Annotated in this window: 22 protein-coding genes and 1 tRNA gene; 9 read left to right on the forward strand and 14 right to left on the reverse strand. The window is 76.3% G+C overall.

Annotated elements, in window-relative coordinates:
* Positions 1 to 217: 217 nt before the first annotated feature.
* Positions 218 to 607 (reverse strand): 50S ribosomal protein L7/L12, encoded by a 390-nt coding sequence (gene rplL / locus MF406_RS15885; protein ID WP_242895604.1) that lies wholly within the window; start codon positions 605 to 607, stop codon positions 218 to 220.
* An 83-nt stretch (positions 608 to 690) separates the two neighbouring features.
* Entirely contained in the window at positions 691 to 1,212 is a 522-nt protein-coding gene (gene rplJ, locus MF406_RS15890; RefSeq protein ID WP_242895605.1) for a 50S ribosomal protein L10, read from the reverse strand.
* Between the two features lie 622 nt (positions 1,213 to 1,834).
* Here rplJ and MF406_RS18930 point away from each other — a divergent pair.
* Positions 1,835 to 3,757: a transposase gene (locus tag MF406_RS18930; protein ID WP_305852966.1), complete on the forward strand. Its 1,923-nt coding sequence runs from the start codon at positions 1,835 to 1,837 to the stop codon at positions 3,755 to 3,757.
* 320 nt (positions 3,758 to 4,077) lie between these two features.
* Here the strand turns inward: MF406_RS18930 and rplA are convergent, their stop codons facing one another.
* From rplA to MF406_RS15930, 5 genes are all read right to left on the reverse strand, one after another.
* On the reverse strand, positions 4,078 to 4,794 hold the full coding sequence (gene rplA, locus MF406_RS15910) for a 50S ribosomal protein L1 (protein WP_242895606.1): 717 nt from the start codon (positions 4,792 to 4,794) through the stop codon (positions 4,078 to 4,080).
* A gap of 83 nt (positions 4,795 to 4,877) precedes the next feature.
* The gene (gene rplK, locus MF406_RS15915) at positions 4,878 to 5,309 is read right to left on the reverse strand and encodes a 50S ribosomal protein L11 (protein WP_242895607.1); all 432 of its coding nucleotides are present in this window, start codon (positions 5,307 to 5,309) and stop codon (positions 4,878 to 4,880) included.
* Between the two features lie 61 nt (positions 5,310 to 5,370).
* Positions 5,371 to 6,294, reverse strand: a complete 924-nt coding sequence (nusG, locus tag MF406_RS15920; RefSeq protein ID WP_371744673.1) for a transcription termination/antitermination protein NusG — start codon at positions 6,292 to 6,294, stop codon at positions 5,371 to 5,373.
* Positions 6,295 to 6,561: 267 nt separating this feature from the next.
* The gene (gene secE, locus MF406_RS15925; protein WP_242895608.1) at positions 6,562 to 6,837 is read right to left on the reverse strand and encodes a preprotein translocase subunit SecE; all 276 of its coding nucleotides are present in this window, start codon (positions 6,835 to 6,837) and stop codon (positions 6,562 to 6,564) included.
* A gap of 111 nt (positions 6,838 to 6,948) precedes the next feature.
* Positions 6,949 to 7,021, reverse strand: a tRNA-Trp gene (locus MF406_RS15930).
* Positions 7,022 to 7,326: 305 nt separating this feature from the next.
* Between MF406_RS15930 and MF406_RS15935 the strand changes: the two genes are divergently transcribed.
* From MF406_RS15935 to MF406_RS15950, 4 genes are all read left to right on the forward strand, one after another.
* Positions 7,327 to 8,538, forward strand: a complete 1,212-nt coding sequence (locus MF406_RS15935; protein WP_242895609.1) for a pyridoxal phosphate-dependent aminotransferase — start codon at positions 7,327 to 7,329, stop codon at positions 8,536 to 8,538.
* Between the two features lie 90 nt (positions 8,539 to 8,628).
* Positions 8,629 to 9,042 (forward strand): hypothetical protein, encoded by a 414-nt coding sequence (locus MF406_RS15940; protein ID WP_242895610.1) that lies wholly within the window; start codon positions 8,629 to 8,631, stop codon positions 9,040 to 9,042.
* The gene (locus MF406_RS15945) at positions 8,996 to 10,897 is read left to right on the forward strand and encodes a HAMP domain-containing sensor histidine kinase (RefSeq protein WP_242895611.1); all 1,902 of its coding nucleotides are present in this window, start codon (positions 8,996 to 8,998) and stop codon (positions 10,895 to 10,897) included. The genes MF406_RS15940 and MF406_RS15945 overlap by 47 nt, the downstream gene beginning before the upstream one ends.
* Positions 10,898 to 10,990: 93 nt before the next feature.
* Complete coding sequence (locus MF406_RS15950) at positions 10,991 to 11,662, forward strand: response regulator transcription factor (protein ID WP_242895612.1); 672 nt, start codon at positions 10,991 to 10,993, stop codon at positions 11,660 to 11,662.
* A gap of 39 nt (positions 11,663 to 11,701) precedes the next feature.
* Here the strand turns inward: MF406_RS15950 and MF406_RS15955 are convergent, their stop codons facing one another.
* Together MF406_RS15955 and MF406_RS15960 are read right to left on the reverse strand one after the other, a co-directional pair.
* Positions 11,702 to 13,132: a sodium:alanine symporter family protein gene (locus MF406_RS15955; RefSeq protein ID WP_242895613.1), complete on the reverse strand. Its 1,431-nt coding sequence runs from the start codon at positions 13,130 to 13,132 to the stop codon at positions 11,702 to 11,704.
* Between the two features lie 184 nt (positions 13,133 to 13,316).
* A complete protein-coding gene (locus tag MF406_RS15960; RefSeq protein ID WP_242895614.1) occupies positions 13,317 to 14,177 on the reverse strand; it encodes a ketopantoate reductase family protein in 861 nt (286 codons plus the stop codon).
* A 137-nt stretch (positions 14,178 to 14,314) separates the two neighbouring features.
* Here MF406_RS15960 and MF406_RS15965 point away from each other — a divergent pair, with 137 nt between their 5' ends.
* Entirely contained in the window at positions 14,315 to 15,517 is a 1,203-nt protein-coding gene (locus tag MF406_RS15965) for an MFS transporter (RefSeq protein ID WP_242895615.1), read from the forward strand.
* Positions 15,518 to 15,595: 78 nt separating this feature from the next.
* Here MF406_RS15965 and MF406_RS15970 read toward each other — a convergent pair whose 3' ends face one another.
* The gene (locus MF406_RS15970; protein ID WP_242895616.1) at positions 15,596 to 16,993 is read right to left on the reverse strand and encodes a phosphotransferase family protein; all 1,398 of its coding nucleotides are present in this window, start codon (positions 16,991 to 16,993) and stop codon (positions 15,596 to 15,598) included.
* A 142-nt stretch (positions 16,994 to 17,135) separates the two neighbouring features.
* Between MF406_RS15970 and MF406_RS15975 the strand changes: the two genes are divergently transcribed.
* From MF406_RS15975 to MF406_RS15985, 3 genes are all read left to right on the forward strand, one after another.
* Complete coding sequence (locus MF406_RS15975; protein ID WP_242895617.1) at positions 17,136 to 18,188, forward strand: adenosine deaminase; 1,053 nt, start codon at positions 17,136 to 17,138, stop codon at positions 18,186 to 18,188.
* Positions 18,189 to 18,268: 80 nt separating this feature from the next.
* Positions 18,269 to 19,252, forward strand: a complete 984-nt coding sequence (locus MF406_RS15980) for an alpha/beta fold hydrolase (RefSeq protein ID WP_242895618.1) — start codon at positions 18,269 to 18,271, stop codon at positions 19,250 to 19,252.
* Positions 19,249 to 20,055 (forward strand): triacylglycerol lipase, encoded by an 807-nt coding sequence (locus MF406_RS15985; protein WP_242895619.1) that lies wholly within the window; start codon positions 19,249 to 19,251, stop codon positions 20,053 to 20,055. The genes MF406_RS15980 and MF406_RS15985 overlap by 4 nt, the downstream gene beginning before the upstream one ends.
* A 607-nt stretch (positions 20,056 to 20,662) precedes the next feature.
* On the opposite strand, the gene MF406_RS15990 is transcribed toward MF406_RS15985, so the two are convergent.
* Genes MF406_RS15990 through MF406_RS16005 form a run of 4 tightly spaced genes read right to left on the reverse strand, consistent with a single transcriptional unit; the run spans position 20,663 to position 24,044 of the window.
* Positions 20,663 to 21,856, reverse strand: coding sequence for a UDP-N-acetylmuramate dehydrogenase (locus MF406_RS15990; protein WP_256463907.1), 1,194 nt, complete (start codon positions 21,854 to 21,856; stop codon positions 20,663 to 20,665).
* Between the two features lie 9 nt (positions 21,857 to 21,865).
* Positions 21,866 to 23,128 carry an MFS transporter gene (locus MF406_RS15995; protein ID WP_242895620.1) on the reverse strand — a complete coding sequence of 421 codons (1,263 nt, stop codon included), beginning with the start codon at positions 23,126 to 23,128 and terminating at the stop codon, positions 21,866 to 21,868.
* Positions 23,125 to 23,559 carry a MaoC/PaaZ C-terminal domain-containing protein gene (locus MF406_RS16000; RefSeq protein ID WP_242895621.1) on the reverse strand — a complete coding sequence of 145 codons (435 nt, stop codon included), beginning with the start codon at positions 23,557 to 23,559 and terminating at the stop codon, positions 23,125 to 23,127. The genes MF406_RS15995 and MF406_RS16000 overlap by 4 nt, the downstream gene beginning before the upstream one ends.
* Positions 23,556 to 24,044 (reverse strand): MaoC family dehydratase N-terminal domain-containing protein, encoded by a 489-nt coding sequence (locus tag MF406_RS16005; RefSeq protein ID WP_242895622.1) that lies wholly within the window; start codon positions 24,042 to 24,044, stop codon positions 23,556 to 23,558. Before MF406_RS16005 ends, MF406_RS16000 begins: the two co-directional genes overlap by 4 nt.
* Positions 24,045 to 24,064 lie beyond the last annotated feature (20 nt).

Here is a 24,064-nt window from a genome sequence, read left to right on the forward strand (position 1 = left end):
CCTCCTGGCCGGCCGGCACGGTGTCGCCCCGGTCCGCACTCACCCCGGTCCGCACTCCCCCGGTCCGCCCTTGGCCCCCAGTCCCCAGGCCGGCGGTCCCGACCCAGGCGCACACGGAGGCCCGCACCGCTCGGCGGTGCGGGCCTCCGCGCGTCCCGGCCGGCCCCGATTGGGGCGCGGCCCGGACTCGTCCCGGCCGGTCAGGGCCGGGCGGTGGTCACTTGAGGGTGACGGTGGCGCCGGCGCCCTCCAGGGCCTCCTTGGCCTTGTCCGCGGCCTCCCGGTTGACGCCCTCGAGGACGGGCTTGGGGGCGCCGTCGACGAGGTCCTTGGCCTCCTTGAGGCCGAGGGAGGTCAGCGCGCGGACCTCCTTGATGACCTGGATCTTCTTGTCGCCGACGGCGTCGAGGATGACGTCGAACTCGTCCTTCTCCTCGGCGGCCTCCTCACCGGCGCCACCACCGGCCGGGGCGGCGGCGGCAACGGCGACGGGAGCGGCGGCGGTGACGTCGAAGGTCTCCTCGAACTGCTTGACGAACTCGGAGAGCTCGATGAGCGTGAGCTCCTTGAAAGCGTCGATGAGCTCTTCGGTGCTGAGCTTCGCCATGGTGGCGTTCCTTCCTGATCAGCCTGCTACGCGAGCAGTGGGTGGGGGTGGTGCGGTGCCGTGGTGGCTGGGCCCGGGCGGGCTCAGGCGTCGGCGGCCTGCTTCTCGCGCAGGGCCTCGGCGGTGCGCGCGGCCTTGGTGGCCGGCGCGGTGAACACGTACGCGGCCTGGAACAGCGCCGCCTTGAGCGCTCCGGCCGTCCGGCCCAGGAGCACCTCGCGGGACTCCAGGTCGGCGAGCCGGGTGACGTCCTCGCCGGAGAGCTTGTTGCCCTCCAGGACGCCGCCCTTGAGCACGAGCTCGGGGTTGGCCCTGGCGAAGTCACGCAGCGAGCGGGCAGCCTCGACGGGCTCCCCGGTCACGAAGGCGATCGCGGTGGGGCCGGAGAGCTCGTCCTCGATGGAGTCGAAGCCGGCCTCCTTCGCCGCGATCGCGGTGAGCGTGTTCTTCACCACGGCGTAGCTAGCGTTGCCGGCGAGCGAGCGCCGCAGCCCCTTGAGCTGGGCGACGCTGAGCCCTCGGTACTCGGTCAGCAGGACGGCGCTGGACCCGCGGAACTGCTCCGTGAGCTCGGCAACCGCTGCCGCCTTGTCAGGCCTCGCCATGGCCCTCCTTCCGGTCGACGCCGCACGGCCCGGCCCGGGACGCAGAAAGAGCCCCGTGCAGACGGCACGGGGCTCGGGCACATGGTGCAAGGCTCGTTACACGCCTGCGCAGGCCCCGCGTTCACGGGCTTGGCCCCGTCGCAGAGACGGGGGACCGGCGGTCTTTGGCAGCGACAACCCTACCGCGCGCGACCCGGCGCCGACAAACCTCCGGGTCCTCGGCGGAGCGCCGCAGGCTGTGAGGTCAGCCACCGCCGGTTGCGGGCGGAGGCACCGGCCCTGGGTGCGGGCGACGCCGACCGCCCGGGGTGCTCGCGCGCGGTTCGCTGCCGCGGCACCGCGTCGCCGCTCCCGCGCCCGGCCCGGCTTCAGCCCACGCTCGCCGCCGCCCCGGCGGATCGGCCCGGCTCACGCTGACTGTGCCGCCGCCGTGCGCGTCGGGGCGGTGGTCACGGCCGAGCAGTCACTCCGGGAGTCGATACCGGTGACCAAAATCCACTCCGGAGTGGATCCCAGCCACATAGCGCACAATTTCCACTCCGGGAGCCTGTTGCTTTTTGGGCTGGCGCGGGCCTGGGCGTGTCTGCCGGCCGGCCTGGGCGCTGCCGGGAGGATCGGGGGTATGGCCAGGACGTACCGGGTGGTGGATCGGGACCAGGAGTTCTTGCTCCCGCCGGACATGCGTGAGTGGTTGCCGCCGGAGCATCTGGTGTGGTTCTTGATCGCGGCGGTGGAGCGGATGGACACCACCGCCTTCCACGCCAAGGCCCGGTTGGGTGGGGTGGGTCGGCGGGGGTATGACCCGGAGATGCTGCTGACGCTGTTCGTGTACGCGATGGCGCAGGGGGAGTCCTCCTCGCGGCGGATCGAGCGGCTGTGCCACACGGATGTGGCGTTCCGGGTGATCTGCGCCCAGGACGTCCCGGACCACACGGTGCTGGCCCGGTTCCGCCAGCGCCACGAGGAGGCGCTGACCGGTCTGCTGACCGAGTCGTTGGTGCTGGCCGCCGAGCTGGGGATGCTCTCGATGGGGGTGGTGGCTCTGGACGGGACGAAGATCCAGGCCAGCGCCAGCAGGGGCGCCAACCGCAGCGAGGCCACCCTGCGGAAGATGGCGGAGGACTACGTCGGCCGGGTCGGCGCCACGGACGCGGAGGAGGACGCCCTGTTCGGTCCGGACAAGCGCGGGGACGAGCTGCCCGAGGCGGTGACCGACCGGACCGACCGGGGTGGGCGGATCCAGCGGGCGCTGGACGTCATCACCGCCCGCCGCACCAAGACCGAGGCGGAGGAGAAGAAGAAGGCCGAGCGGGCCCAGAAGCGCGCCGCCGCCCGCAAGGTGGAGGCGGAGGCGGAGGCGGCGAGGGCCGCCGAGCGGGCCGAGAAGTATCTCGCCGCCCGCCGCAAGGCCGAGGCCGAGGCGGCGAAGACGGCCGAGCGGGCAGAGAAGACGGTCGAGCGGGCCGAGGAGTACCAGAGCGCGCAGGCGGAGGGGGCCCCGCTGTGCGGGCACCCGCCGAAGGGGGTGGACCCGGTCGGCGTGGCCAGGGCCCGGTGGGAGCGGGCGCGGGCGCAGGCCGCGGCCCGGTACGAGGCCTACCAGGGCGACCTGGCCGCCGGGGTGGTCAGGAGGGGACGCCCGCCGCTGCCGCCGGACGAGCACTGCCGGGTCCGTCGGGCCTGGGTGGCCTACCAGGCGGCCCTGGCCGCCCGCGGCCTCGTGACCGCTGGTCAGGACACGGCCGGCGGCACCGATCAGGACCGGGCCCCAGGCGCCGGCGCCGGCAACGCCACCGGGGCCGGCACGGAGCAGACCGCCGACGCCGGCCAGGCGCCGGGCGCCGGCACGGAGCAGGCCGCAGACGCTGAGAAGGTTGGCGCCGGGGCGGCGGCGCAGGCCGGCGGCCCGGCCGGGGAGAACGCCGGGGAGAAGGTGTATGCCAACCTCACCGACCCGGACTCCCGGCTGATGAAGACCCGCGACGGTTGGGTCCAGGGCATGAACTGCCAGACCTCCACCAGCGAGGACGTGTTCATCCTGACCGCCCGGGCCACCCAGGACACCACCGACGTGCGCCAGTTCCTGCCCACCAAGGACGCGGTCGAGACCACCCTGGCCACCATCGCCGAGCGCACCGGCCGGACGGACCTGACCATCGGGACGATGCTCGCCGACGCGGGGTATGACTCCAACGAGAACCTCACCGCACCCGGCCCGGACCGGTTGATCGCCGACAGCAAGCGCCGCCGCCTGTCCGCCCGCGCCACCACGAACCCGGCCGAGGGTCCACCACCGGAGGGTGCGTCGGCCCGGGAGAAGGTCAACCACCGGCTGCGCACCCCCGACGGGCTCGCCACCTACCGGCGCCGGTCCCACCTGATCGAAGCCCCCAACGCCTGGCTGAAGGACGGCCGCGGGCTGCGCCGGTTCTCCCGCCGCGGCCTGGCAGCGGTGCAGTCCGAGCTCTCCCTGGCCGCCGGGGTGACCAACCTGCTCCGCCTGCTCGCCAAGGGAGTGACCACCGCCCAGCTCCAGGTCGCCTGACCCCCACCAGGGGCACCCCCACACCCCCGCCAGGGCCCCCACCCGCCCGCACAGCCCCCGAAGTCCCCCCAGGGCGTCCAGCACACGCTCGGCCCGGCTCACCGAGCCGCTGGTCCGAAAATCCCGCCACCAGGCCCCCGCGCGACCGCCGCCAAAGGACAACAGGCTCCCGGAGTGGATATTGGTCAAGGGGTCCGACGGCACACCGGGCGTGAGCCCACGCCGGCACCGGGCGCCGCTCTCGGCCGCCACCGCCACCGGACGCCGTCGGCCCGGCACCCCCGAGGGATGCCGGGCCGACGGTCACGCTCGCCGGGACGTCAGGAGGCGTCCTCGGTGGTGAGGTTGCGGGTCTTGGTGGCGTCCAGCGGGATGCCCGGGCCCATGGTGGTGCTCATGGTCGCCTTGGTGATGTAGCGGCCCTTGGAGCTGGCCGGCTTCAGCCGCAGGATCTCCTCCTGGGCCGCGGCGTAGTTCTCCACCAGCCGCTTCTCGTCGAAGCTCGCCTTGCCGACGATGAAGTGCAGGTTGCCGTGCTTGTCCACCCGGAACTCGACGCGGCCGCCCTTGATGTCGCTGACCGCCTTGGCCACGTCCATCGTCACGGTGCCGGTGCGGGGGTTCGGCATGAGCCCGCGGGGGCCGAGGACCCGGCCCAGCCGGCCGACCTTGCCCATCATGTCCGGGGTGGCGACGGCGGCGTCGAAGTCGGTGTAGCCGCCGGCCACCCGCTCGATGAGCTCGTCCCCGCCGACCTCGTCCGCGCCGGCGTCGATGGCCTGCTGGGCACGCTCGCCGACGGCGAAGACCAGGACCCGGGCGGTCTTGCCGGTGCCGTGCGGCAGGTTGACGGTGCCGCGGACCATCTGGTCCGCCTTGCGGGGGTCGACGCCGAGGCGGAAGGACACCTCGACGGTGGGGTCGAACTTGGTGGTGGCGGTCTCCTTGGCGAGCCGGACGGCCTGCAGGGGGGCGTAGACCTCCCCGGGGGTGATCTTCTCGGTGGCCTGGCGGTAGGCCTTGCTGCGCGTTGTCATCTGCTTCTCCTCGAGCAGTCGTGGTCTGCGGGTCCGCGCGGACCCTGCCACGGGCGCCCCTGGGGGCGCGGCGGATAAGGGGGTCAGCTCTCGACGGTGATGCCCATGGAGCGGGCGGTGCCGGCGATGATCTTCTCGGCGGCGTCGAGGTCGTTGGCGTTGAGGTCTTCCTGCTTGGTGCGGGCGATCTCCTGGAGCTGCTCACGGCTGATCGTGGCGACCTTCGCCGTGTGCGGGGTGGCGGAGCCCTTGGCCACGCCGGCGGCCTTCTTGATCATCTCCGCGGCCGGCGGGGTCTTGGTGACGAAGGTGAAGGACCGGTCCTCGTAGACGGTGATCTCCACCGGGATCACGTTGCCGCGCTGGGCCTCGGTGGCGGCGTTGTAGGCCTTGCAGAACTCCATGATGTTGACGCCGTGCTGGCCCAGCGCGGGGCCGATCGGCGGCGCCGGGGTCGCGGCGCCGGCCTGGATCTGGAGCTTGATCAGGCCTGCGACCTTCTTCTTGGGGGGCATGTTGGGGTCCTTACGGTTCTTCCTGGGACACCCGCCGGGAGCCGGCGGGCCGGGCGTCTGCTCAGATCTTGGCGACCTGGGAGAACGACAGCTCGACCGGGGTCTCCCGGCCGAAGATCGTGACGAGCACCTTCAGCTTGGCGCTCTCGGGGCTGATCTCCGAGATGGTCGCCGGCAGGGTCTCGAACGGTCCGTCGGTGACGGTGACGGACTCCCCGACCTCGAACTCCACCTCGATCGGGGCCGCCGCCTGCGCCGCGCCGCCGGTGGCGGCCTTGGCCGGGGCGGCGGGCGCCTGCAGGGTCGGGGCCAGCATGGAGAAGACCTCGTCCTCGGTCAGCGGCACCGGCTGGTGGGTGTTGCCGACGAAGCCGGTGACGCCCGGGGTGTGCCGCACGGCGCCCCACGACTCGTCGGTCAGGTCCATCCGGACCAGGGTGTAGCCCGGCACCCGCACCCGGTTGACCAGCTTGCGCTGGGCGTTCTTGATCTCGACGACGTCCTCGGTGGGGACCTCCACCTGGTAGATGTAGTCCTCCATGTTCAGGCTCTGGATGCGGTTCTCCAGGTTCGCCTTCACGCGCTTCTCGTAGCCGGCGTAGGTGTGCACGACGTACCACTCCCCCGGCAGCGACCGCAGCTCGCGGCGGAACTCCGCGACCGGGTCGGCCGGCTCGTCCTCGCCGGCGGCGTCCGCGGGCTGGCCGGTGGTCCCGGCGGGCTGGTCGACGGCGGCCGCGTCGGTGGCGGCCCCGGCGGTGGCGGCCCCGGCGGTGGCGGCCTCCGGGGTCTCGCCGACGGCGGCTGCGGCGGTCTCGTCGCCGGCGGTCTCGTCGACGGCGGCCCCGGCGAGCTGGTCGGCGTCGGCCCCCAGGAGCTGGTCGCCGACCTCGGCCGGCTGGTCCTCGGCGTCGGCGTCGGCCACGGCGGCATCCGCCGCCACCTCGTCGGCGACGTCGGGGGCGACGGCGGCGTCCTCGTCCACGGCCGGGGCGACCGAGTCGTCGTCGGCCTGCACCGGGTCGACCGGCGCGTCGTCGGCCGGGTCCACGCCGTCGGCGGGCGCCGCGGCGGCGGGGGCGCCGTCGGCCGGGACGTCCGCCTCGAGCGCGTCCTCCGGCGAGGGGGGCACGACCGGCGCCTCGTCGAGGGGGGTGGGCTCGAGGTTGTCAGGCACGGGTGATCTGCTTTCTGGTCAGGGAGGGTCGGGGCCGGGTCGTCCGCCGGCGCGGCGCGAGCGCGGTCATGGCGGTCAGCCGAACACCAGCAGGACGAGCTCGCCGAAGCCCAGGTCGAGCAGGCCGACGAAGGCCATGATCGCGATCACGAACACCAGGACGACCACGAAGTAGGTCAGCAGCTCGTTGCGGGTCGGGCGGACGACCTTCCGGAGCTCGGCGATCACCTGCCGGACGAAGAGCGCGATACGTCCGAAGAGGCCGCGCTTCCGCTTGGCGGGTGCCGCCTTGGGGGCGTCGCTGCGAGCCCGCTCGGGGCGGCCCGAGGTGGCGCTCGCAGACTCGCTCACAGCTTCATCCTTCACGGTTCGTCGGCCAGGTCCGTTCCCCGCCGTCCGCGGGCGGCGGCCCGCCCCCAGGCGGGGCCGTTGCGGGCACCCACCACCTGGCGGGCGACCCGGCAGGGCAGGAGGGACTCGAACCCACAACCGCCGGTTTTGGAGACCGGTGCGCTACCAATTGCGCCACTGCCCTATCAGCGGCGTCCGTCCGGCCCGCCGTGCAGCCCTCGACGGGCACGCGCCAGCGTGGTGGACGTCAACCACCGCCGAGCAGTCTACGACGCGGGCGGCAGCTGGGTCGAACGCGGGCCCGCGGCGCTGCTCACACACCCGGCCGAGCCGGGGGAGCGGCGCGGCTCACACACCCGGCCCAGCCCAGGGCGCGGCGCGGCTCACACATCCGGCCCAGGCCACCCGGCGCCGCGCGCACCACCCCGGTGCTGCCCACGGACCGGTCGTCCCTGGGCGCGCCGGCGCCAGGGTGCCACGATGGTCCCCGTGAGCGCATCCACCACCGTAAAGCCCCGCGTCTCGGCCCGGCTGGCGGCGATCGCCGAGTCGGCCACGCTCGCCGTCGACGCCCGGGCGAAGGCCCTGAAGGCGGCCGGCCGCCCCGTCATCGGCTTTGGCGCCGGGGAGCCGGACTTCCCCACCCCGGACTACATCGTCCAGGCCGCCGTCGCCGCGGCGCAGGACCCGGCCAACCACCGGTACACCCCGGCCAAGGGCCTGCCGGCGCTGCGCGAGGCGATCGCGGCCAAGACGCTGCGGGACGGCGGCTACGAGGTCTCCGCCGACGACGTCCTGGTGACCAACGGCGGCAAGCAGGCGGTGTACGAGGCGTTCGCCGCCGTCGTCGACCCCGGCGACGAGGTCCTGCTCCCGGCGCCGTACTGGACCACCTACCCCGAGACGATCACCCTGGCCGGCGGGCGGCCGGTGCCGGTGCTCGCCGGCGCCGAGCAGGAGTACAAGGTCACCGTCGAGCAGCTGGCGGCCGCCCGCACCGACGCCACCAAGGCGCTGGTGTTCTGCTCCCCGGCCAACCCCACCGGCGCGGTGTACACCCCGGAGGAGACGGCCGAGATCGGGCGGTGGGCGCTGGAGCACGGCGTCTGGGTGATCACCGACGAGATCTACGAGCACCTCGTCTACGACGGCGCCGTCGCCACGCCGATGCTCCGCGCGGTGCCCGAGCTGGCCGAGACCACCATCGTGCTCAACGGGGTGGCCAAGACGTACGCGATGACCGGCTGGCGGGTCGGCTGGCTGACCGGCCCGGCCGACGTCGTCAAGGCGGCCACCAACCTCCAGTCCCACCTGACCTCCAACGTCGCCAACGTCTCCCAGCGGGCGGCGATCGCCGCGCTGACCGGGGACCTGTCGGCGGTGGCGCAGATGCGCGCCGCGTTCGACCGGCGCCGGCGGACCATGGTGGAGATGCTCTCGGCCATCGACGGCGTCGTGCTGCCGACGCCGCAGGGCGCCTTCTACACCTACCCCGACGTGCAGGGGGTGCTCGGGCGCACGATCCGCGGCCGCACGCCCACCACCTCCGCCGAGCTGGCCGCGCTCATCCTGGACGAGGTGGAGGTGGCGGTGGTCCCCGGGGAGGCGTTCGGGCCCAGCGGGTACCTGCGGCTGAGTTACGCCCTGGGCGACGAGGACCTCGTCGAGGGCGTCGGGCGCATCGCCGAGCTGCTCGGCTGACCGCCGCCGCCGGTCCCGCCGTCGCGGTGGTACTGCGGAGCCGACCGGGGTTCTCATCCCCCTCTCATCCGGATCCGTCACGATGGGGCCATGAGCAGGTGGACGGCAGTGCTCGCGGGGGCCCTCGTGACCGTGGTCGTCGGCGCGCTGGCGGTGGTCGGCGTCGCCGCGCTCGGCGCGCCGCGGGGAGACGTCGCCCTGCCGGCGGCGGTGGTCCGGCCCACCCCGGCCGCCGCGCCGACGGCGTCCGCGCCGGCGGCCGACCCGGCCCCGACGACCCCGCCGGTCACCCCGCCGGAGCCGGCAGCGTCCGCGGCGCCGCCGGCCGGCGGGGACGACCTGGTCGCGGTGCCCCCGCCCGCGCCGCGGGACGTCGACGACGACGACGCCTGCGACGACGTGGCCGATCCTGATGACGACGCCGACGACGTGGCTGACCCGGACGACGATCCCGACGATGACCCGGACGACGATCCCGACGACGACGCGGACGATGGCTGCTGACGGCATCCGGTCCGCCGATGGGCGGACCGACCCCGCCGGCAGCCGGCGCACCGACCCGGCCGGCGGCCGGCGCACCGACCCGGCCGGCCCAGCCGCCCAGGACCCGGCGGGCAAAGGCGCCGGGGAACCGGCCGCCGTCGACCCGGCGGAGCCGGCCGGGGACGACCCGGCGGGGCCGGCCGCCGTCGGCCCAGCGCACCCGGCCGCCGTCGACCCAGCGCACCCGGCCGCCGTCGACCCGGCGGACCCGGCCGCCGTCGGCCCAGCGCACCCGGCCGCCGTCGGCCCGGCCGACCCGGGCGCCGAGAAGCACGGCGGTCCCCGCGGCCGGCAGACCAGCCGGCCGGGGCTGACGGTCCGCGCCCGCATCCTCATCGTCGTGCTGGCGCTGACCGGCGTGACGCTCCTGGTCGCCGGCGGGTCCGCCTGGGTGCTCCAGCGCGAGCGGGTCGACGACACGATCGACGCCACGCTGCGGCACGCCGCCACCGACTTCGCCTCCTTCGCCGGCGGTGTCCGGCCCGAGACCGACGTCCGCACGCTCCTCTACGACGGCATGCTGCGGGCGGTGCCGGCGACGAACCAGGGCATGCTCGGGTTCGTCGGCGAGCGGCTCGAGCTGACCCTGCCCTCCGGGCCGGACCTGGCCGGGGACGCGGCCCTGGTGGACCGGCTCACCGCCGACCTCGCCGGCCTCGCCGCCGGCGACGGCGGCGGCAGCGCCCGGATCAGCTCGGCGGCCACCCCGACCGGGCAGTACCGCTACGCGCTCGTCCCGGTCACCGTCGGGGACGCCGTCGCCGGCGGCCTGGTCATCGCCGTCGACCGGTCCGCCGAGCAGGCCCCGGTGGACGAAGCGTTCGCCACCTACGCCGCGGTCAGCGTCGCCGCGTTCGCCCTGCTCGCGGTGGTGGGGTGGGTGATGGCCGGCCGGCTGCTCAGCCCGGTGCGGCACCTGCGCGAGGCCGCGGAGCAGATCTCCGACACCGACCTGTCGCGCCGGATCCCGGTGCGCGGCAACGACGACCTGTCCCAGCTGACCCGCACGGTCAACGCCATGCTCGCCCGGCTGGAGGACTCCTTCGCCTCCCAGCGGCGCCTGCTCGACGACGCCGGGCACGAGCTGCGCACCCCGATCACCATCGTCCGGGGGCACCTGGAGGTGATGGACCCGGCCGACGCCGGGGACGCCGCGGCCACCCGGGAGCTCGCGCTGCGCGAGCTGGACCGGATGCACCGGCTCGCCGACGACCTGCTCATCCTGGCCAAGGCCGAGCAGCCGCACTTCGTCCAGCCGGCACCGACCTCCCTCGGCGAGCTCCTCGACAACGTCCTGGACCAGGCCCGCCCGCTCGGCGAGCGGCGCTGGCGGGTGGACGAGCGGGTGGAGGCGGACGCCGTCGTCGACGCCCAGCGCCTCACCCAGGCGCTGCTGCAGCTGGCCGCGAACGCGGTGACGTTCTCCGCGCCGGGGTCCACCGTCGCGGTCGGGTCGGCGCTGCGCGGGGACCGGCTGCACCTGTGGGTGCGGGACGAGGGCGTCGGCATTCCGCCCGAGGAGCAGGACCGCATCTTCGGGCGCTTCGTGCGGACCTCGGGGCGGGCCCGGCCGGGCGAGGGCGCCGGCCTGGGGCTGGCGATCGTGGCCGCCATCGCCGCCGGTCACGGCGGCACCGCGCGGGTCAGCTCGGTCCCCGGCGCCGGGTCGACGTTCGTCCTGGACCTGCCGGCCCGGGGCGTCGTGCGCCCGGCCGGCTCGAACGACGACGACGGCGGGCCCGGCCCGTGGCGCCTGGCCGGCGGGGGCGGCCGCGACGGGGACGCGGCGGGACCCGCCCGCGGCCTGGCAGGCTGAGGGACGCGTCAGCACGACGCCCGGGGTGCAGCAGGACGGCCGGGCTGCGGCGCGGGCGCGCGAGCACGGCACCGACGAGGAGCAGGAGGACCGGTGGCGCAGATCCTGGTGGTGGAGGACGAGCCGGGCATCTCCTCGTTCGTCGCCAAGGGGCTGCGGGCCGCCGGGCACCAGCCCACCGCCGTCGCCACCGGCCGGGAGGCCCTCGCGCACGCCCACACCGGCGGCTACGACCTGATGGTGCTGGACATCGGGCTGCCGGACCTCGACGGGTTCGAGGTGCTGCGCCGGGTCCGCGGGCAGGGCTCGACGATGCCGGTGATCATCCTCACCGCCCGGTCCTCGGTGGACGACACCGTCGCCGGCCTGGAGGGCGGGGCGGACGACTACATGCCCAAGCCGTTCCGGTTCGACGAGCTCCTCGCCCGGATCCGGCTGCGGCTGCGGACCGAGACCGCCCCGCCCGGGCCGACCGTCCTCACCTGCGGCGACCTCGTGCTGGACCTGCTCGGCCGCCAGGTCACGGTGGGCGGCACGACGATCGAGCTCTCCGCCCGCGAGCTCGCCCTGCTCGAGGCGTTCATGCAGCACCCCGGCCAGGTGCTCTCCCGCGAGCAGCTGCTCTCCCGGGTGTGGGGCTACGACTTCGACCCGGGCTCCAACGTCGTGGACGTCTACGTGCGGTACCTGCGCCGGAAGATCGGCGCCGGGCACGTGGCGACCGTCCGCGGGCTGGGCTACCGGCTGGTCGCCCTGCCCGGCTGAGCCGCCCGCGCGGCCGCCGTCGGGAGGCCCGGGGGGCCCTCAGGGCCGCAGCGGCCGGGGCGCGAGGTCGGCGATGCCGTGCAGGCTGGACCCGGCCGGCTCGTGGCGCAGGTCCGGGTCCGCCGCCAGGTAGGCCTTCGTCTCCCGGGCGATCAGGCCCGAGCAGATCAGCAGGCCGATGAGGTTGGGCAGGGCCATCAGGCCGTTCATGACGTCGGAGAAGTTCCACACCACGGTCAGCTCCGTCGTCGCCCCGACGAAGACCACGAGGGTGAAGATCACCCGGTAGACCACCACGCCCTTGATCCCGACCAGCCGCTCGGTGCACCGCTCGCCGTAGTAGGCCCAGCCCAGGATGGTGGAGAAGGCGAAGAAGATCACCGACACCGTCACTACGTAGTGGCCCCACTCCCCCGGCAGGCCGGCCGTGAAGCCCTCGGCCGTCATCCCGGCCCCCTCGGTGCCGCTGCGCCAGGCCCCGGTGGTGACGATGACCAGGCCGGTCATGGAGACCACGATGATGGTGTCGATGAAGGTCTGGGTCATCGAGACCAGGCCCTGGCGGACCGGGTGGCGGGTCTGCGCGGCCGCGGCGGCGATGGCGGCCGAGCCCATGCCGGACTCGTTGGAGAAGATGCCGCGGGCCACCCCGAACTGCAGGGCCAGGATCATCGTCGAGCCGAGGAAGCCGCCGGCGGCGGCGGTGCCGGTGAAGGCGTCGGAGACGATGAGCACCAGGGCCTGCGGGATCGCCCCGACGTTGAGGACCAGGACCACCAGCGCGGCGACGACGTAGACCACGATCATCATCGGCACGAACCCGGCGGTGACCCGCCCGATGGTCTTGATCCCGCCCAGCAGCACCGCGCCGGCGCCGACGGCCATGACGAGCCCGGCGACCCACACCGGCACGCCGAAGGAGTCCCGCACCGAGGTGGCCACCGTGTTGGCCTGGGTCATGTTGCCGATGCCGAAGCTGGCCAGGACCGCGAACACGGCGAAGACCACCGACAGCACCAGCCCGAACCGGTTGGGGATGGCCCGGGCCAGGTAGTACTGCGGGCCGCCGGAGACCTCCCCGCGGGCGTCCTTGGTGCGGAACCGGACGCCGAGGAACGCCTCGGAGTACTTCGAGGCCATCCCGAGCAGACCGGTCACCCACATCCAGAACAGGGCACCGGGCCCGCCGAGGTGGATCGCGGTGGCGACACCGGCGATGTTCCCGACGCCGACCGTGGCCGCGAGCGCGGTGGTGAGCGCCTGGTAGTGGGAGATGTCGCCGTCGGCGCCCTCGTCCCTCCGCTGCCGCAGCGCCAGGCGCAGGGCGTTGCCGAGCTGGCGGAACTGCAGCCCGCCCAGCCGGATGGTGAGGTACAGGCCGGTGCCCAGGAGCAGCGGGATGAGGACCCACGGGCCCCACACCACCGAGCCGATGTCGCCGAGGATCGTCGCCAGCCGTTCGCTGTCCATGCTGTTCCTCCCGCCGGGGGCGCTGTGGTTGGGCGTGAGGGTAGCGCTCCCGGCAGTTCGGGCAGGACATGTCCGCGGCGCGTCGGGTCCGGCTCGGGGCGGGGTCGACGGCGGCCGGTGGGGCCGGAGCCGACGGCGGCGGTCAAGCGGGGGGCCGACGGCGGCCGGCGCCGACGGCGGCCGGTCAGCCGGCGCCGACGGTGGCCCGCAGCTCCGCCACCACCCGGGCCAGCGCCGGGGTCGGCACTCCCGCCGCCCGACCGCGGCGCAGCAGGTCCCCGCCGAGCGCCTCGAGCTCGGTCGGCCCGCCGGCCGCGACGTCGTGGGAGAGCGAGGAGCGCATGGTCGGCGGGATCTTCTCGAGCAGCGCGCGCAGCGCCGCCGGCTCGGTCGGCACCCCGGCGGCGGTGGCCAGCGCGGCCACCTCGGCGACCAGGGCGTCGGTGGTGGCCGGGTCGGCGGCCAGCGCCTCGCCCAGGCCGGCCCCGGTGCGCGCGGTCAGCAGCGCGACCGGGGCGAGGAAGACCAGCTTGCGCCACAGCACCTCGTCCTGGGTGCCGCCGGTGCGCACGTCCACCCCCGCCGTCGTCAGGGCGCCGAGCAGGGCCAGGTCCGCGGCGTCGTCGGGCACGGTGACCAGCAGGGCCTCGCCCCGGTGCACCACCGCGCCGCCGGACCGGGCGGCCTCCACCTGGACCGACCCGGACACCGCCCGGCCGGGCAGCGCGGCGACCGCGGCGGCGTGGCCGACCCCGTTCAGCAGCGCGAGGACCTCGCGCGGCCGGGCGGCCGCCACCCCGGGGAGCACGTCGGCCAGGCCGTAGGCCTTGACCGCGAGGATCACGTCGGCGCCGGGCGGGACCTCGGTGGTGGCCGGGACGGCGGCGGTGAGGTCGCCGTACCGGGCCGACCGCACGGCCAGCCCCTCGCGGGCGATGCGGGCGGCGCTGGCCGGGCGGGCGACGGCGACCACGGGGGTCCCGGCGCGGTGCAGCAGGGCGGCGAGGAGGCCGCCCACGGCCCCCGGTCCGACGACGGCGATCATCCGGTGCTCCTGGTCCTCTCGGCTGGTGGGGCCGGCCGTCTCTCGGCCGGTCGGGCCGGCCGTCTCTCGGCTGGTCGGGCCGGCCCACCCCCGGCCGGCCCGACCGACGCTACCGCGGTGGGATACTCCGACCAGACATGGCCACCACCTCCTCCGCACGCGTCACCCTCCCCCGCGAGATCTGGGTGCTCGTCGCGGCCGCCTTCGTCATCGCCCTCGGCTATGGCCTCGTCGCCCCGGCGCTCCCCCAGTTCGCCGCGAGCTTCGACGTCTCGGTCACCGCCGCCTCGGTGGTGGTCAGCGCCTTCGCGTTCTGCCGGCTGGTCTTCGCCCCGGCCGGCGGGGCGCTGGTCGGCCGGCTCGGGGAGCGGCCGGTGTACCTGGTCGGGCTGCTCGTCGTGGCCGCGTCCTCGGCCGCCACCGCCCTCGCCCAGGACTACGCCCAGCTCCTGCTGTTCCGGGGCCTGGGCGGCCTCGGCTCGACCATGTTCACCGTCTCGGCGATGGGGCTGATCATCCGGCTCGCGCCGCCGACGGCGCGGGGCCGGGCCTCGTCGCTGTACGGCGGGGCGTTCCTGCTCGGGGGCATCGGCGGCCCGGTGGTCGGCGGCGCGCTGGCCGGGTTCGGGCTGCGGGTGCCGTTCGTCGTCTATGCCCTCGCGCTGGTGGTGGCCACCGTGGGCGTGGCGGTGCTGCTGCCGGCCGGGGCCGGGCGGCTGGCGCCGGGCGCCGTGCCGCAGCCGCCGGCCCGGGTGCGCCTCGCCCTCGGGGACAGCGCCTACCGGGCGGCGCTGCTGGCCGGGTTCGCCAACGGGTGGTCGAACTTCGGGGTGCGGGTGGCGCTGGTGCCGCTCTTCGCCGCGGCGCTCGGCGCCGGCCCGTGGGCGGCGGGGGCAGCGCTGGCGGTCTTCGCCGGCGGGAACGCCGTCGTCCTGCTCTTCGCCGGCCGGCTGGTCGACGCCGTCGGCCGCCGCCCGCTGGTCCTCGCCGGGCTGGCGGTCAACGGGGTGGGCACGGCCGCCGTCGCGCTGGCCGGGGACGTCACGGCGCTGCTGCTGTGGTCGGCGGTGGCGGGCGCCGGCTCCGGGCTGCTGGGGCCGGCGCTGCAGGCCGCCGTGGCCGACGTCGTGGGGGCCGAGCGCAGCGGCGGGCAGGTGCTGGCCGCGTTCCAGATGACCCAGGACGCCGGCGGCATCGTCGGCCCGGTGCTCGCCGGGCTGCTGGCCGACCAGGTGGGCTACGGCGCGGCGTTCGGGGTCGGCGGCGCCCTGCTGCTGGTGGCGCTGCTGGGCTGGGTGCCGGCCCGGGAGACCCTGGTGCGGCAGGCGCCGGGGCGGTAGCCGGGCGCACGGGGCCGGGCGGCGAGAGCCGGGGCCCGGGCCGGGCCGACGGCGGCCGGGGCCGGGGCCGGGCGGGTCTCAGTAGGGCTGACGCTGGGCGAGCAGCTCCCGGCCGCGGGCGAGCCACCGCTCGGCGCGGGCCAGCCGGCCCTCGGCGTCGCCGAGCCACCGGCCGCCGTCGGTGCGGCGGGCGCCGGCGACGAGGGAGAGCACCACCCCGGCGGCCCGCCCGTGCAGGGCGACCGGGTCCACCAGGGTCTCGCAGGTCCGGGTCCACCGGTCCAGCACCACCGGCACGCGGGGGTAGGTGGCCGGTGCGAGGTGGGGCAGCACGCTGACGTGGCCGAGCAGGCACGCGAGGTCGTCCACCCGGTGGCCCGGGCCGACGGCGTCGACGTCCAGCAGCGCGGTGACGGCGACGGCACCCGGGGTGGAGTCCATGAGGATGTTCGCCTCGTAGAAGTCCCCGTGCGTAGGCACCACCGGGCCGGGGTCGGCGCGGTCGATGAGCTCCTCGACGCCCCGGGCGACGGCGCGGATGCGGTCGGCGTGCGCGGGCAGGACGGTGGCCGCGGCGTGGGCGTAGTGCTGGGCGCGCTCGGCCCACGCCGCCCGCCGGGGGAGCTCCAGCACGGCCGGGGGCAGGGCGTCGAGGGTGGCCACCAGGGCGGCCAGGACGGCGTCGGTGCGCTCGCCCGGACCGACGGCGAGGAGGTTTGCCAGCGGGGTGCCGTGCCCGGCCCCGAGCAGGACGAGGCCGTCCTCGTCGGCGCGCAGCAGCGGCGGGGCGGGCACGCCGGCGGCGGTGAGGATGCGGTGCCGGTCGGCGAGGGTGGCCAGGGTGGCCGGCCGGACGACCTTGAGGTAGGCGACCCCGTCGGCGTCGCCGCCCGACCGGGCGGGGAGCGCGGCGCCGGTGCCGCGTGCGCCGTCGGCCGGGGCGCCGCCGGCCGGGGCGCCGCAGGCCGGGCCGCCGCCGGTCGGGGCGCCGTCGGTCGGGACGCCGCCCGCCGCCGGGCGGACCCGCAGCACCGCCCGACGGGTGGGCCGGTAGGCGAGCAGCTCCACGGCCACCGGCGCACCGAGCCGGCGGGCCAACGCGGCCGGGTCGCAGGCGACGGCGAGCGCGGGCAGCTCGGGGTCGGCGGGGTGGCGCCACAGGTGGACGACCGGCCCCTCCACGCCGTTGCCGAGCCGGACCAGGTCGGGCCCGGGCCGGCGGGTGAGCCGCGCCGTCGTCGCGCACAGGTACTCCTCGCTGCGCCGCGGCGGCCCGCCCGAGTCTGGCCGCTCGACGGTGGCGGTGTAGCCCACCGTCACCCCGGCCCCGGGCCGGTGGTGGACGGTGTGCACCCGCCAGGACACCAGCCGGGAGCCCTCGGCGCGGAGGGCCCCGGCGAGGAGGTCGCCGGCCCGGTCCCCGGTGAGGAGGGCGACGTCGGCGGGCTCCCTCGACGCTGCGGGCGGCACGCTCATGGGCCCCAGTGCACCACAGGTCCCGGCGCCCTCGCTGCGCCCCGGCGCCGGCCTCGCGGGGTGCGCTCCCGGCCCGCAACGGCCAGGGTTGACCCCGCCCGCGCCGCGCACCCACCGCGGCGCCGCTGGCAGACTCGACCGGGTGCGCGACCTGACTGCCCTGCCCAAGGCCCACCTGCACCTGCACTTCACCGGGTCGTTGCGCATCAGCACCCTCGCCGAGCTCGCCGCGGAGCAGGGCATCCGGCTGCCGGGCCACCTCGTCGACGCCGACCCGCTGCGGGTTCCGTCCTCGGAGCGGGGCTGGTTCCGGTTCCAGCGCTCCTACGACACCGCCCGGGCCGTGGTGCGCTCGGAGGCGGCGCTGCGCCGGGTGGTGCGCGAGGCGGTGGCCGACGACGCGGCGGAGGGTTCGCACCGGCTGGAGATCCAGGTGGACCCCACCTCCTACGCCCCCTTCGTCGGCGGGCTGACTCCGGCGCTGGAGATCATCACCGAGGAGGCGCGGGCGGCGGCCGCCGCGACGGGCATCGAGGTGGGCGTCATCGTCGCCGCCTCCCGCACCCGCCACCCGCTCGACGCCCGGGTCCTGGCGCGGCTGGCGGCCCGGTTCGCCGGGGACGGGCCGGGGGACGTCGTCGGGTTCGGGCTGAGCAACGACGAGCGGCGCGGGGACACCGCCGAGTTCGCGCCGGCGTTCCGGATCGCCCGCCGGGCCGGCCTGCCCGGGGTGCCGCACGGCGGGGAGCTCCTCGGCCCCCGCCACATCCGGGACGTGATCGCCCACCTCAAGCCGGCCCGGCTCGGGCACGGGGTGCGGGCCGCCGAGGACCCGGACCTGCTCGCCCGGATCGTCGACGCCGGCATCGCGCTGGAGGTGTGCCCGGCGTCCAACGTCTCCCTGGGCGTCTACCCCGACGCGGCGGCGGTCCCGCTGGAGGCCCTGATGGCGGCCGGGGCCCAGCTCGCGCTCGGCGCGGACGACCCCCTGCTGTTCCTCGCCCGCCTGGTGGACCAGTACCGCATCGCCCGGGACGTGCACGGCCTCGACGACGCCGCGCTGGCGGACCTTGCGCGGATGTCGGTCCGGGCCTCCTTCGCCAGCGCGGACTCCAAGCGGGCCATGCTCGCCGACATCGACGCCTGGCTGGCCGCGGACGCCGCCGGCGGGGACCGGCAGGACGTCTCGGCGTGAGGCGCGCGGCCCGGGCAGGGGTGGGGCTGCCGGCAGGGCGCGTCGGCGTGACACGGCCGGCCGCCCCTGCCGGCTGGGCCGTGGCTGCGGGCGTACCGGAGGCTGCCGCCGGGGACGGCGTGCGGCGGCCGGCCCGACCTGGTCCCGCCCCGGTCCCGGGGCCGCGGGAGCTGCGGTGGGGCGACGTGCACGTGCGGGTCGAGCAGCTGGCCGGGGCCGACGCCCGCCGGGTGTTCGTCCTGGTCCACGGGGCGGGACTGTCGGCGCGGTACTTCCGGCGCGTCGCCGCACGCCTGCGCTCCGCCGGGGACGTCCTCCTCCTCGACCTGCCCGGAGCGCCGGGGCTGCCCGCTCCGCGGCGCCCGCTGTCGGTGGCCGGGCAGGCCGCCGTCGTCCACCGGGCGGTGCGGGCGTCCGGCGGCGGGGAGGTGGTCCTCGTGGGGCAGTCCATGGGTGCCCAGGTGGTCGTGGAGATGATGGCGCGCTGGCCGGGCTCCTACCGGGCGGGGGTGCTGGTGGGGCCGCCTGTCAACGCGGCCGAGCGCACGCTGCCCCGGCAGGTGCTGCGCTACCTCCAGACGGCGCTCCACGAGCCCGCCCGGATGTGGCAGGTGGCCGTCACCGACTACGCCCGCACCACGCCGCGGTGGCTGCTGGGCATGGTCACCGCGATGCTCGCCTACCCCATCGAGGCGCGCGTCGCCGGGATGGCCGCCGGTGCGGACCTGGTGCTGCTGCGTGGGGCGGCGGACCGGCTGGTCCCGGCGCCCTGGGTGGACGAGCTGGTGTCCCGGTCGGCCGCGCGGGCCGAGGCACGGACCGTGCCGGACGGCGCGCACACCCTGCTGCTGGACCACCCCGGCGCGGTCGTGGCCGCCGCGGCGGGCCTGGCCCGCGGGCTGCCGGCCGCGGTCGGCGACGCCCGCGGGGTGCCCGCCGTGGTGGGCAACGACGATGCCGCAGCGGCGGACCTCGCCCACGGGGTACCTGCCGCGGCCGGCAACGACGACGGCGACGCGGCCGCGCCACCCCGCGGCAGGTCCGCGGCCGGTCGGCTGCCATGACGGGCCGGGGCGGTGCTGGCCGCCGCCGGGCCGCACGGTGGCAGCCGGCCCGCCGGTGGCTGGCGGGGGCCCGGCCCCGGACATGGGCGGCGGACTACGCGTGGGCGGCGCGCCGGCTGGCCGGGGCCACCGCGGAGGACCTGCGCGCCCGGGCGGCCGGCCGGCGGGGGCTGCCCGGCGCGGCCGGCGCCGACCTCGCGCCCGGCGAGGAGGCGGGACGGCTCGCCGCCGGCCCGCGGGCGCCGGTCCTGCTCCTGCCCGGGATCTACGAGAGCTGGCGGTTCCTGTCCCCGCTGGCCGAGCATCTGCAGGCCGCCGGGCACGAAGTGCACGTCGTCGACGCTCTCGGGCTGAACCGGCGCGACGCGGCGGAGGGGGCCCGCCGCGCGGGGGCGTACCTGGCCGCGCGGGACCTGCGCGGCGTGGTGCTCGTGGCGCACTCCAAGGGCGGCCTGGTCGGCAGGGCCCTGATGCTCTCCCCCGACGGAGCCCGGGTGCGGGGCCTGGTGGCGGTGGCCACCCCGTGGCGCGGTTCGCCGTGGGCGTGGCTCTTCCCGCCGTTCACCGCCCTGGGGCACCTGGCCCCGACCGCCCGCGACATCCGGGCGGCCGGCCGCCGCCGTGAGGTGGACGCCCGGATCGTCTCTCTCTCCCCCGCCTGGGACCCGCACGTCCCGGGCGGGTCGCACCTGCCCGGCGCCCGGAACGTCGACCTCGCCGCCGCCGGGCACTTCCTGCCGCTGGCCGACCCAGTGGTCCTCGCAGAGATCACGACGGCGGTCGCCGAGCTCTCTGGCCGCTGAGCGGTCTATGAGGGTGAGGTCAAGAGGAGGGTTTCCTGGTCAGGTGCTTGACCTGAGGACCTGTGTTCCGGCATTGACGCCCAGCCGGAGCCCGCCATGCTCAGTAGCACCTCCAGGTGGTCCCATGCTTATGGCAACGAGGTGGTCCCATCACCCCGGCAAGTGATAGTGGGATGCCGGCGCACGGTCCCGGCGGGCGCAAGGTGGCAGTGCGCGAGGTCCGGAGGCGCGCCCGGCGCCCGGGCACCTGCTCCAACCGGCGACCTCAGCTCGAACTAGCGAACTGCGCCGCCGAGCAGTGCCCAGTTCGCCAGTCCGAGCCGAGTTCGCTAGTCAGAGCTAGCGAACTCGGCGCACAACCTTGACCTCGGCACGAACTAGCGATCTCGCGGCTGTCCATGGCCATGGCAAGGTCCCCGCTGGTGGCCAGGTGAGGTCTCCGATGGTGGCCAGGTAGAAGTCCCCACCCTCTGCTCGTGTCGTCATGTGAGCTTGGGGCCCTGAGCGGTGACGTGGCGGTGTCAGCCAGTCACCGACCACCGCTCCGGGAGTCCCCATTGAACGGCGGCGGCGCCCACCCGCGCGGCTGCCGCGGCGTGCCGCGGCGTCAGAGGTCGACGCCGACCAGCACCGGCTCGGGGACGAGGGTGATGCCGAACCGGTCCCGGACGCCGTCGCGAACGGTGCGGGCGAGGGCGAGGAGGTCGGCGGCGGCGGCACCCCCGCGGTTGGTCACTGCCAGGACGTGCTTGGTGGACAGGGCGGCCGGCCCCGGGGCGCCGAAGCCCTTGGCGAACCCGGCCCGGGAGATCAGCCAAGCGGCGGAGGTCTTGACCAGGCCGGGCACGGTGGGCGCCGCCGCCCCGATCTGGGCAACGCGGGTGTGGTCGGTGACCGGGAACCGGGGAGCGTCGGCGGGCAGGGCTGCGTCGGCCTGGGCGGTGGTGAGCACCGGGTTGGTGAAGAAGGAGCCGGCGGACCAGGTGTCGTGGTCGGCCGGGTCGAGGACCATGCCCTTGCCCCGGCGCAGCGCGAGGACGGCGGCGCGGACCTCGGCGGCGGGCACCCGGGCGCCGACCTCGACGCCCAGGGTCCGGGCCAGCTCGGCGTAGCGCACCGGCGCGGACAGCGTGGCCAGCCGGAGCTGGAAGCTCACCGCCAGGACCACGTACCGGCCGGTCGGGCCCCAGGTGCGGCCGCCGCCGTCGGCCGGGTCGGTGAGCGAGCGCTTGAGGATGCTGGTGCGGTAGCCCAGGCGGAGCTCGCCGACGGCGAGCATCCGGCTGCGCCGCTCGAGCCGGTCCCACACCCGCACCGCGGAGAGGGTCTCGGCGACCTCCTGGCCGTAGGCGCCGACGTTCTGCACCGGGGTGGCGCCGGTGGAGCCGGGGATCCCGGCGAGCGCCTCCACGCCCATCCAGCCCTCGGCGACGGCGGTGGTCACCACGTCCTCCCACGGCTGGCCGGCGGGGACGGTGAGGCTGGCGCCCGCGCAGGAGGAGTCGGCGACGGCGTCCAGGCCGCGGCGGGCGTCCCGGACGACGACCCCGGGGAAGCCGGCGTCGGCGACCAGGAGGTTCGACCCGCCGCCGAGCACGAGCAGCGGGGTGCCGGCGTCGTCCGCGGCGCGCACCGCCTCGATCAGCTCGGCCTCGGTGCCGGCCTCGACGTAGGTGCCGGCCGGCCCGCCCACCCGCAGGGTGGTCAGCGCGGCGAGGGCGAGCGCGGCGCCGTCGGGTGCGGGGGCGCCGTCGCCACGCTCGTGCGCGGGCGCGGCGGCGGCGGTGGGTGGGGTGGACACCGGACCAGGCTACGACCGGCGCCGGGCACCGGCCCGTCCCGGCGCCTGCCCGCCCGCCCCCAGCGGCCGGGCGGCCGGGACGAGCAGCAGGCTGAGGACGAGCGGGACGACGATGGCCAGCAGGGCGTGGCGGTAGCCGACGTGCTCGGCGAGCAGGCCGAGCAGCGGCGGCCCGGCGAGGAACGCCGTGTAGCCGATGGAGGACACCACTGACACCCGGGCGGCGGCCCGGAGCGGGTCGTCCGAGGCGGCCGACATCCCGACCGGGAAGCCGAGCGCGGCGCCCAGCCCCCACAGCCCGGCCCCGACGAGGGCGAGCCACAGGTTCGGGGCGAGCCCGAAGAGGAGGAGCCCGCCGAGGGCCAGCGCGCTGCACAGCCGCAGCACCACGACCCGCCCGTAGCGCTCGAGCAGCCCGGTGCCGAGCAGCCGCATCACGGTCATGGTGGTGACGAAGAGCCCGAACGCGGCGGCCCCGACGGCGTCCGTCTGCTCGAAGCCGTCCACGACGGCGAGGGCGAGCCAGTCGTTGGCGGCGCCCTCGGTCAGCGCGGCGGCGAGGACGACCAGCCCGATGAGCAGGGTGCGGCCCTCGCCCCAGGCGGACAGGGCGGTGCGCAGCCCGTGCCGGCGGCCCTCGCCGGCCGGCGCCTGCCCACCGGGCAGGAACCCGCGGACGCCGAGCAGCACCCCGACCAGGATCAGCGCCAGCATGGCGAGCAGGTGCGCGGTGACCGAGACTCCGCCGTACGCGGCGACGGCGCCCACGCCCGCGCCGAGGACCGTGCCGAGGGAGAACCCGGCGTGGAAGCGGGGCATGATCGCCCGGCCGAGGGCCTGCTCCACGACCGTGCCCTGCAGGTTCATCGCCACGTCCCAGGCGGCGATGCCGATCTGCGCCAGGAACAGGGCGGGGGCCAGCAGGGCCACCTGCCCGGTGCCGACGGCGACGGCGACCACGGCGAAGGCGGTGACGTTCAGCACAGCCGCGGCCACCACGGTGCGGGCGGTGCCCAGGCGCTGGACGACGGCGCCGGTCAGCGGCAGGGCGATGACCGAGCCCAGGGAGCCGACGAGCAGCAGCACCCCGAGCCGGGCCGGGCTCAGGCCGAGGGCGTCGCGCACGGCCGGCAGGCGGGAGACCCAGCTGGCGAAGACGAGGCCGTTGAGGACGAAGATGGCGAACGTCGCCCAGGCCGCCCGGTCGGCGGCGCGCCGGTCGGGCACGGCCGGGCCGGGCGCCGTCGGCCGGCGCGGTGCGTCCCCGGTCATGCCAGCCGCACCAGGGCGCGTGCCTTGGTCAGCACGGCGACGCCGGCGCAGGTGACCGTCAGGTCCACCCGCACCGACCCGGCGCCGACGTCCACGCTGCCGACGGTGCCGACCACCTCGACTGCGGCCGCGCCGGGGTCGGGGACCACCACCGGCCGGGCGAACCGGGCGCCGAGGTCCAGCACGGCGCCCGGGTCGCCGGCCCAGGCCTCCACCGCGGCCCCGGCCAGGCCCAGGGTGGCCATGCCGTGGGCGATGACGCCGGGCAGGCCGGCGTCGTGGGCGGCGCGGTCGTTGTAGTGGATGGGGTTGAAGTCCCCGCTGGCGCCGGCGTAGCGGACCAGCCGGTCGCGGTCGACGTCGTAGCCGCGGCGGAACAGCTCCTGGCCGACCTCCAGGTCGGCGAGCACGGGGCGGACGGGCGCGCTCATCCGTCGGCCTCCGGCATGTCGCCCTCCCGGACGGCGAGGGTGGAGACCACGGTGGACACCGGCGCGTCCGCCTCGTCGGCGATCTCGGCGCGGGTGGTGACCAGGGTCAGCGCGCCGCGGCGGAGGATCTTGTCCACGTGCACGGTGGTGCGCAGCCGGTCCCCGGCCACGATCGGCCGGTGGTGGGTCAGCCGCTCCTCGGCGTGCACGACGCGGGCGAAGTCGATGCCGGACTCCGGGGAGGCCACGTAGGCCTGCTCCGCCCGCTGGGCCAGCACGACGGCGAAGGTGGGCGGGGCGACGACGTCGCCGTGGCCCAGCGCCCAGGCGGCGTCGGGGTCGGTGTGCGCGGGGTGGTCGGCGCCGGTCGCGGCGGCGAGCTCGGCGATCTTGGCCCGGGAGACCTCGTAGGTCTCGGTGGGGGCATAAGAACGCCCCACGAGCGTCGGGTCGACGCCGGTGGGGCGGGGGCTGGGTTCGGGCACGTCTCTCAGGGTAGAGGAGG

Source organism: Georgenia sp. TF02-10 (genome assembly GCF_022759505.1).
Lineage (GTDB): Bacteria > Actinomycetota > Actinomycetes > Actinomycetales > Actinomycetaceae > TF02-10.

Coding starts and splice junctions, on each gene's coding strand:
- rplL (WP_242895604.1), bottom strand. CDS start 607: ATGGCGAAGCTCAGCACCGAAGAGCTCATCGACGCTTTCAAGGAGCTC.
- rplJ (WP_242895605.1), bottom strand. CDS start 1,212: ATGGCGAGGCCTGACAAGGCGGCAGCGGTTGCCGAGCTCACGGAGCAG.
- MF406_RS18930 (WP_305852966.1), top strand. CDS start 1,835: ATGGCCAGGACGTACCGGGTGGTGGATCGGGACCAGGAGTTCTTGCTC.
- rplA (WP_242895606.1), bottom strand. CDS start 4,794: ATGACAACGCGCAGCAAGGCCTACCGCCAGGCCACCGAGAAGATCACC.
- rplK (WP_242895607.1), bottom strand. CDS start 5,309: ATGCCCCCCAAGAAGAAGGTCGCAGGCCTGATCAAGCTCCAGATCCAG.
- MF406_RS15940 (WP_242895610.1), top strand. CDS start 8,629: ATGAGCAGGTGGACGGCAGTGCTCGCGGGGGCCCTCGTGACCGTGGTC.
- MF406_RS15945 (WP_242895611.1), top strand. CDS start 8,996: ATGACCCGGACGACGATCCCGACGACGACGCGGACGATGGCTGCTGAC.
- MF406_RS15955 (WP_242895613.1), bottom strand. CDS start 13,132: ATGGACAGCGAACGGCTGGCGACGATCCTCGGCGACATCGGCTCGGTG.
- MF406_RS15960 (WP_242895614.1), bottom strand. CDS start 14,177: ATGATCGCCGTCGTCGGACCGGGGGCCGTGGGCGGCCTCCTCGCCGCC.
- MF406_RS15965 (WP_242895615.1), top strand. CDS start 14,315: ATGGCCACCACCTCCTCCGCACGCGTCACCCTCCCCCGCGAGATCTGG.
- MF406_RS15970 (WP_242895616.1), bottom strand. CDS start 16,993: ATGAGCGTGCCGCCCGCAGCGTCGAGGGAGCCCGCCGACGTCGCCCTC.
- MF406_RS15985 (WP_242895619.1), top strand. CDS start 19,249: ATGACGGGCCGGGGCGGTGCTGGCCGCCGCCGGGCCGCACGGTGGCAG.
- MF406_RS15995 (WP_242895620.1), bottom strand. CDS start 23,128: ATGACCGGGGACGCACCGCGCCGGCCGACGGCGCCCGGCCCGGCCGTG.
- MF406_RS16000 (WP_242895621.1), bottom strand. CDS start 23,559: ATGAGCGCGCCCGTCCGCCCCGTGCTCGCCGACCTGGAGGTCGGCCAG.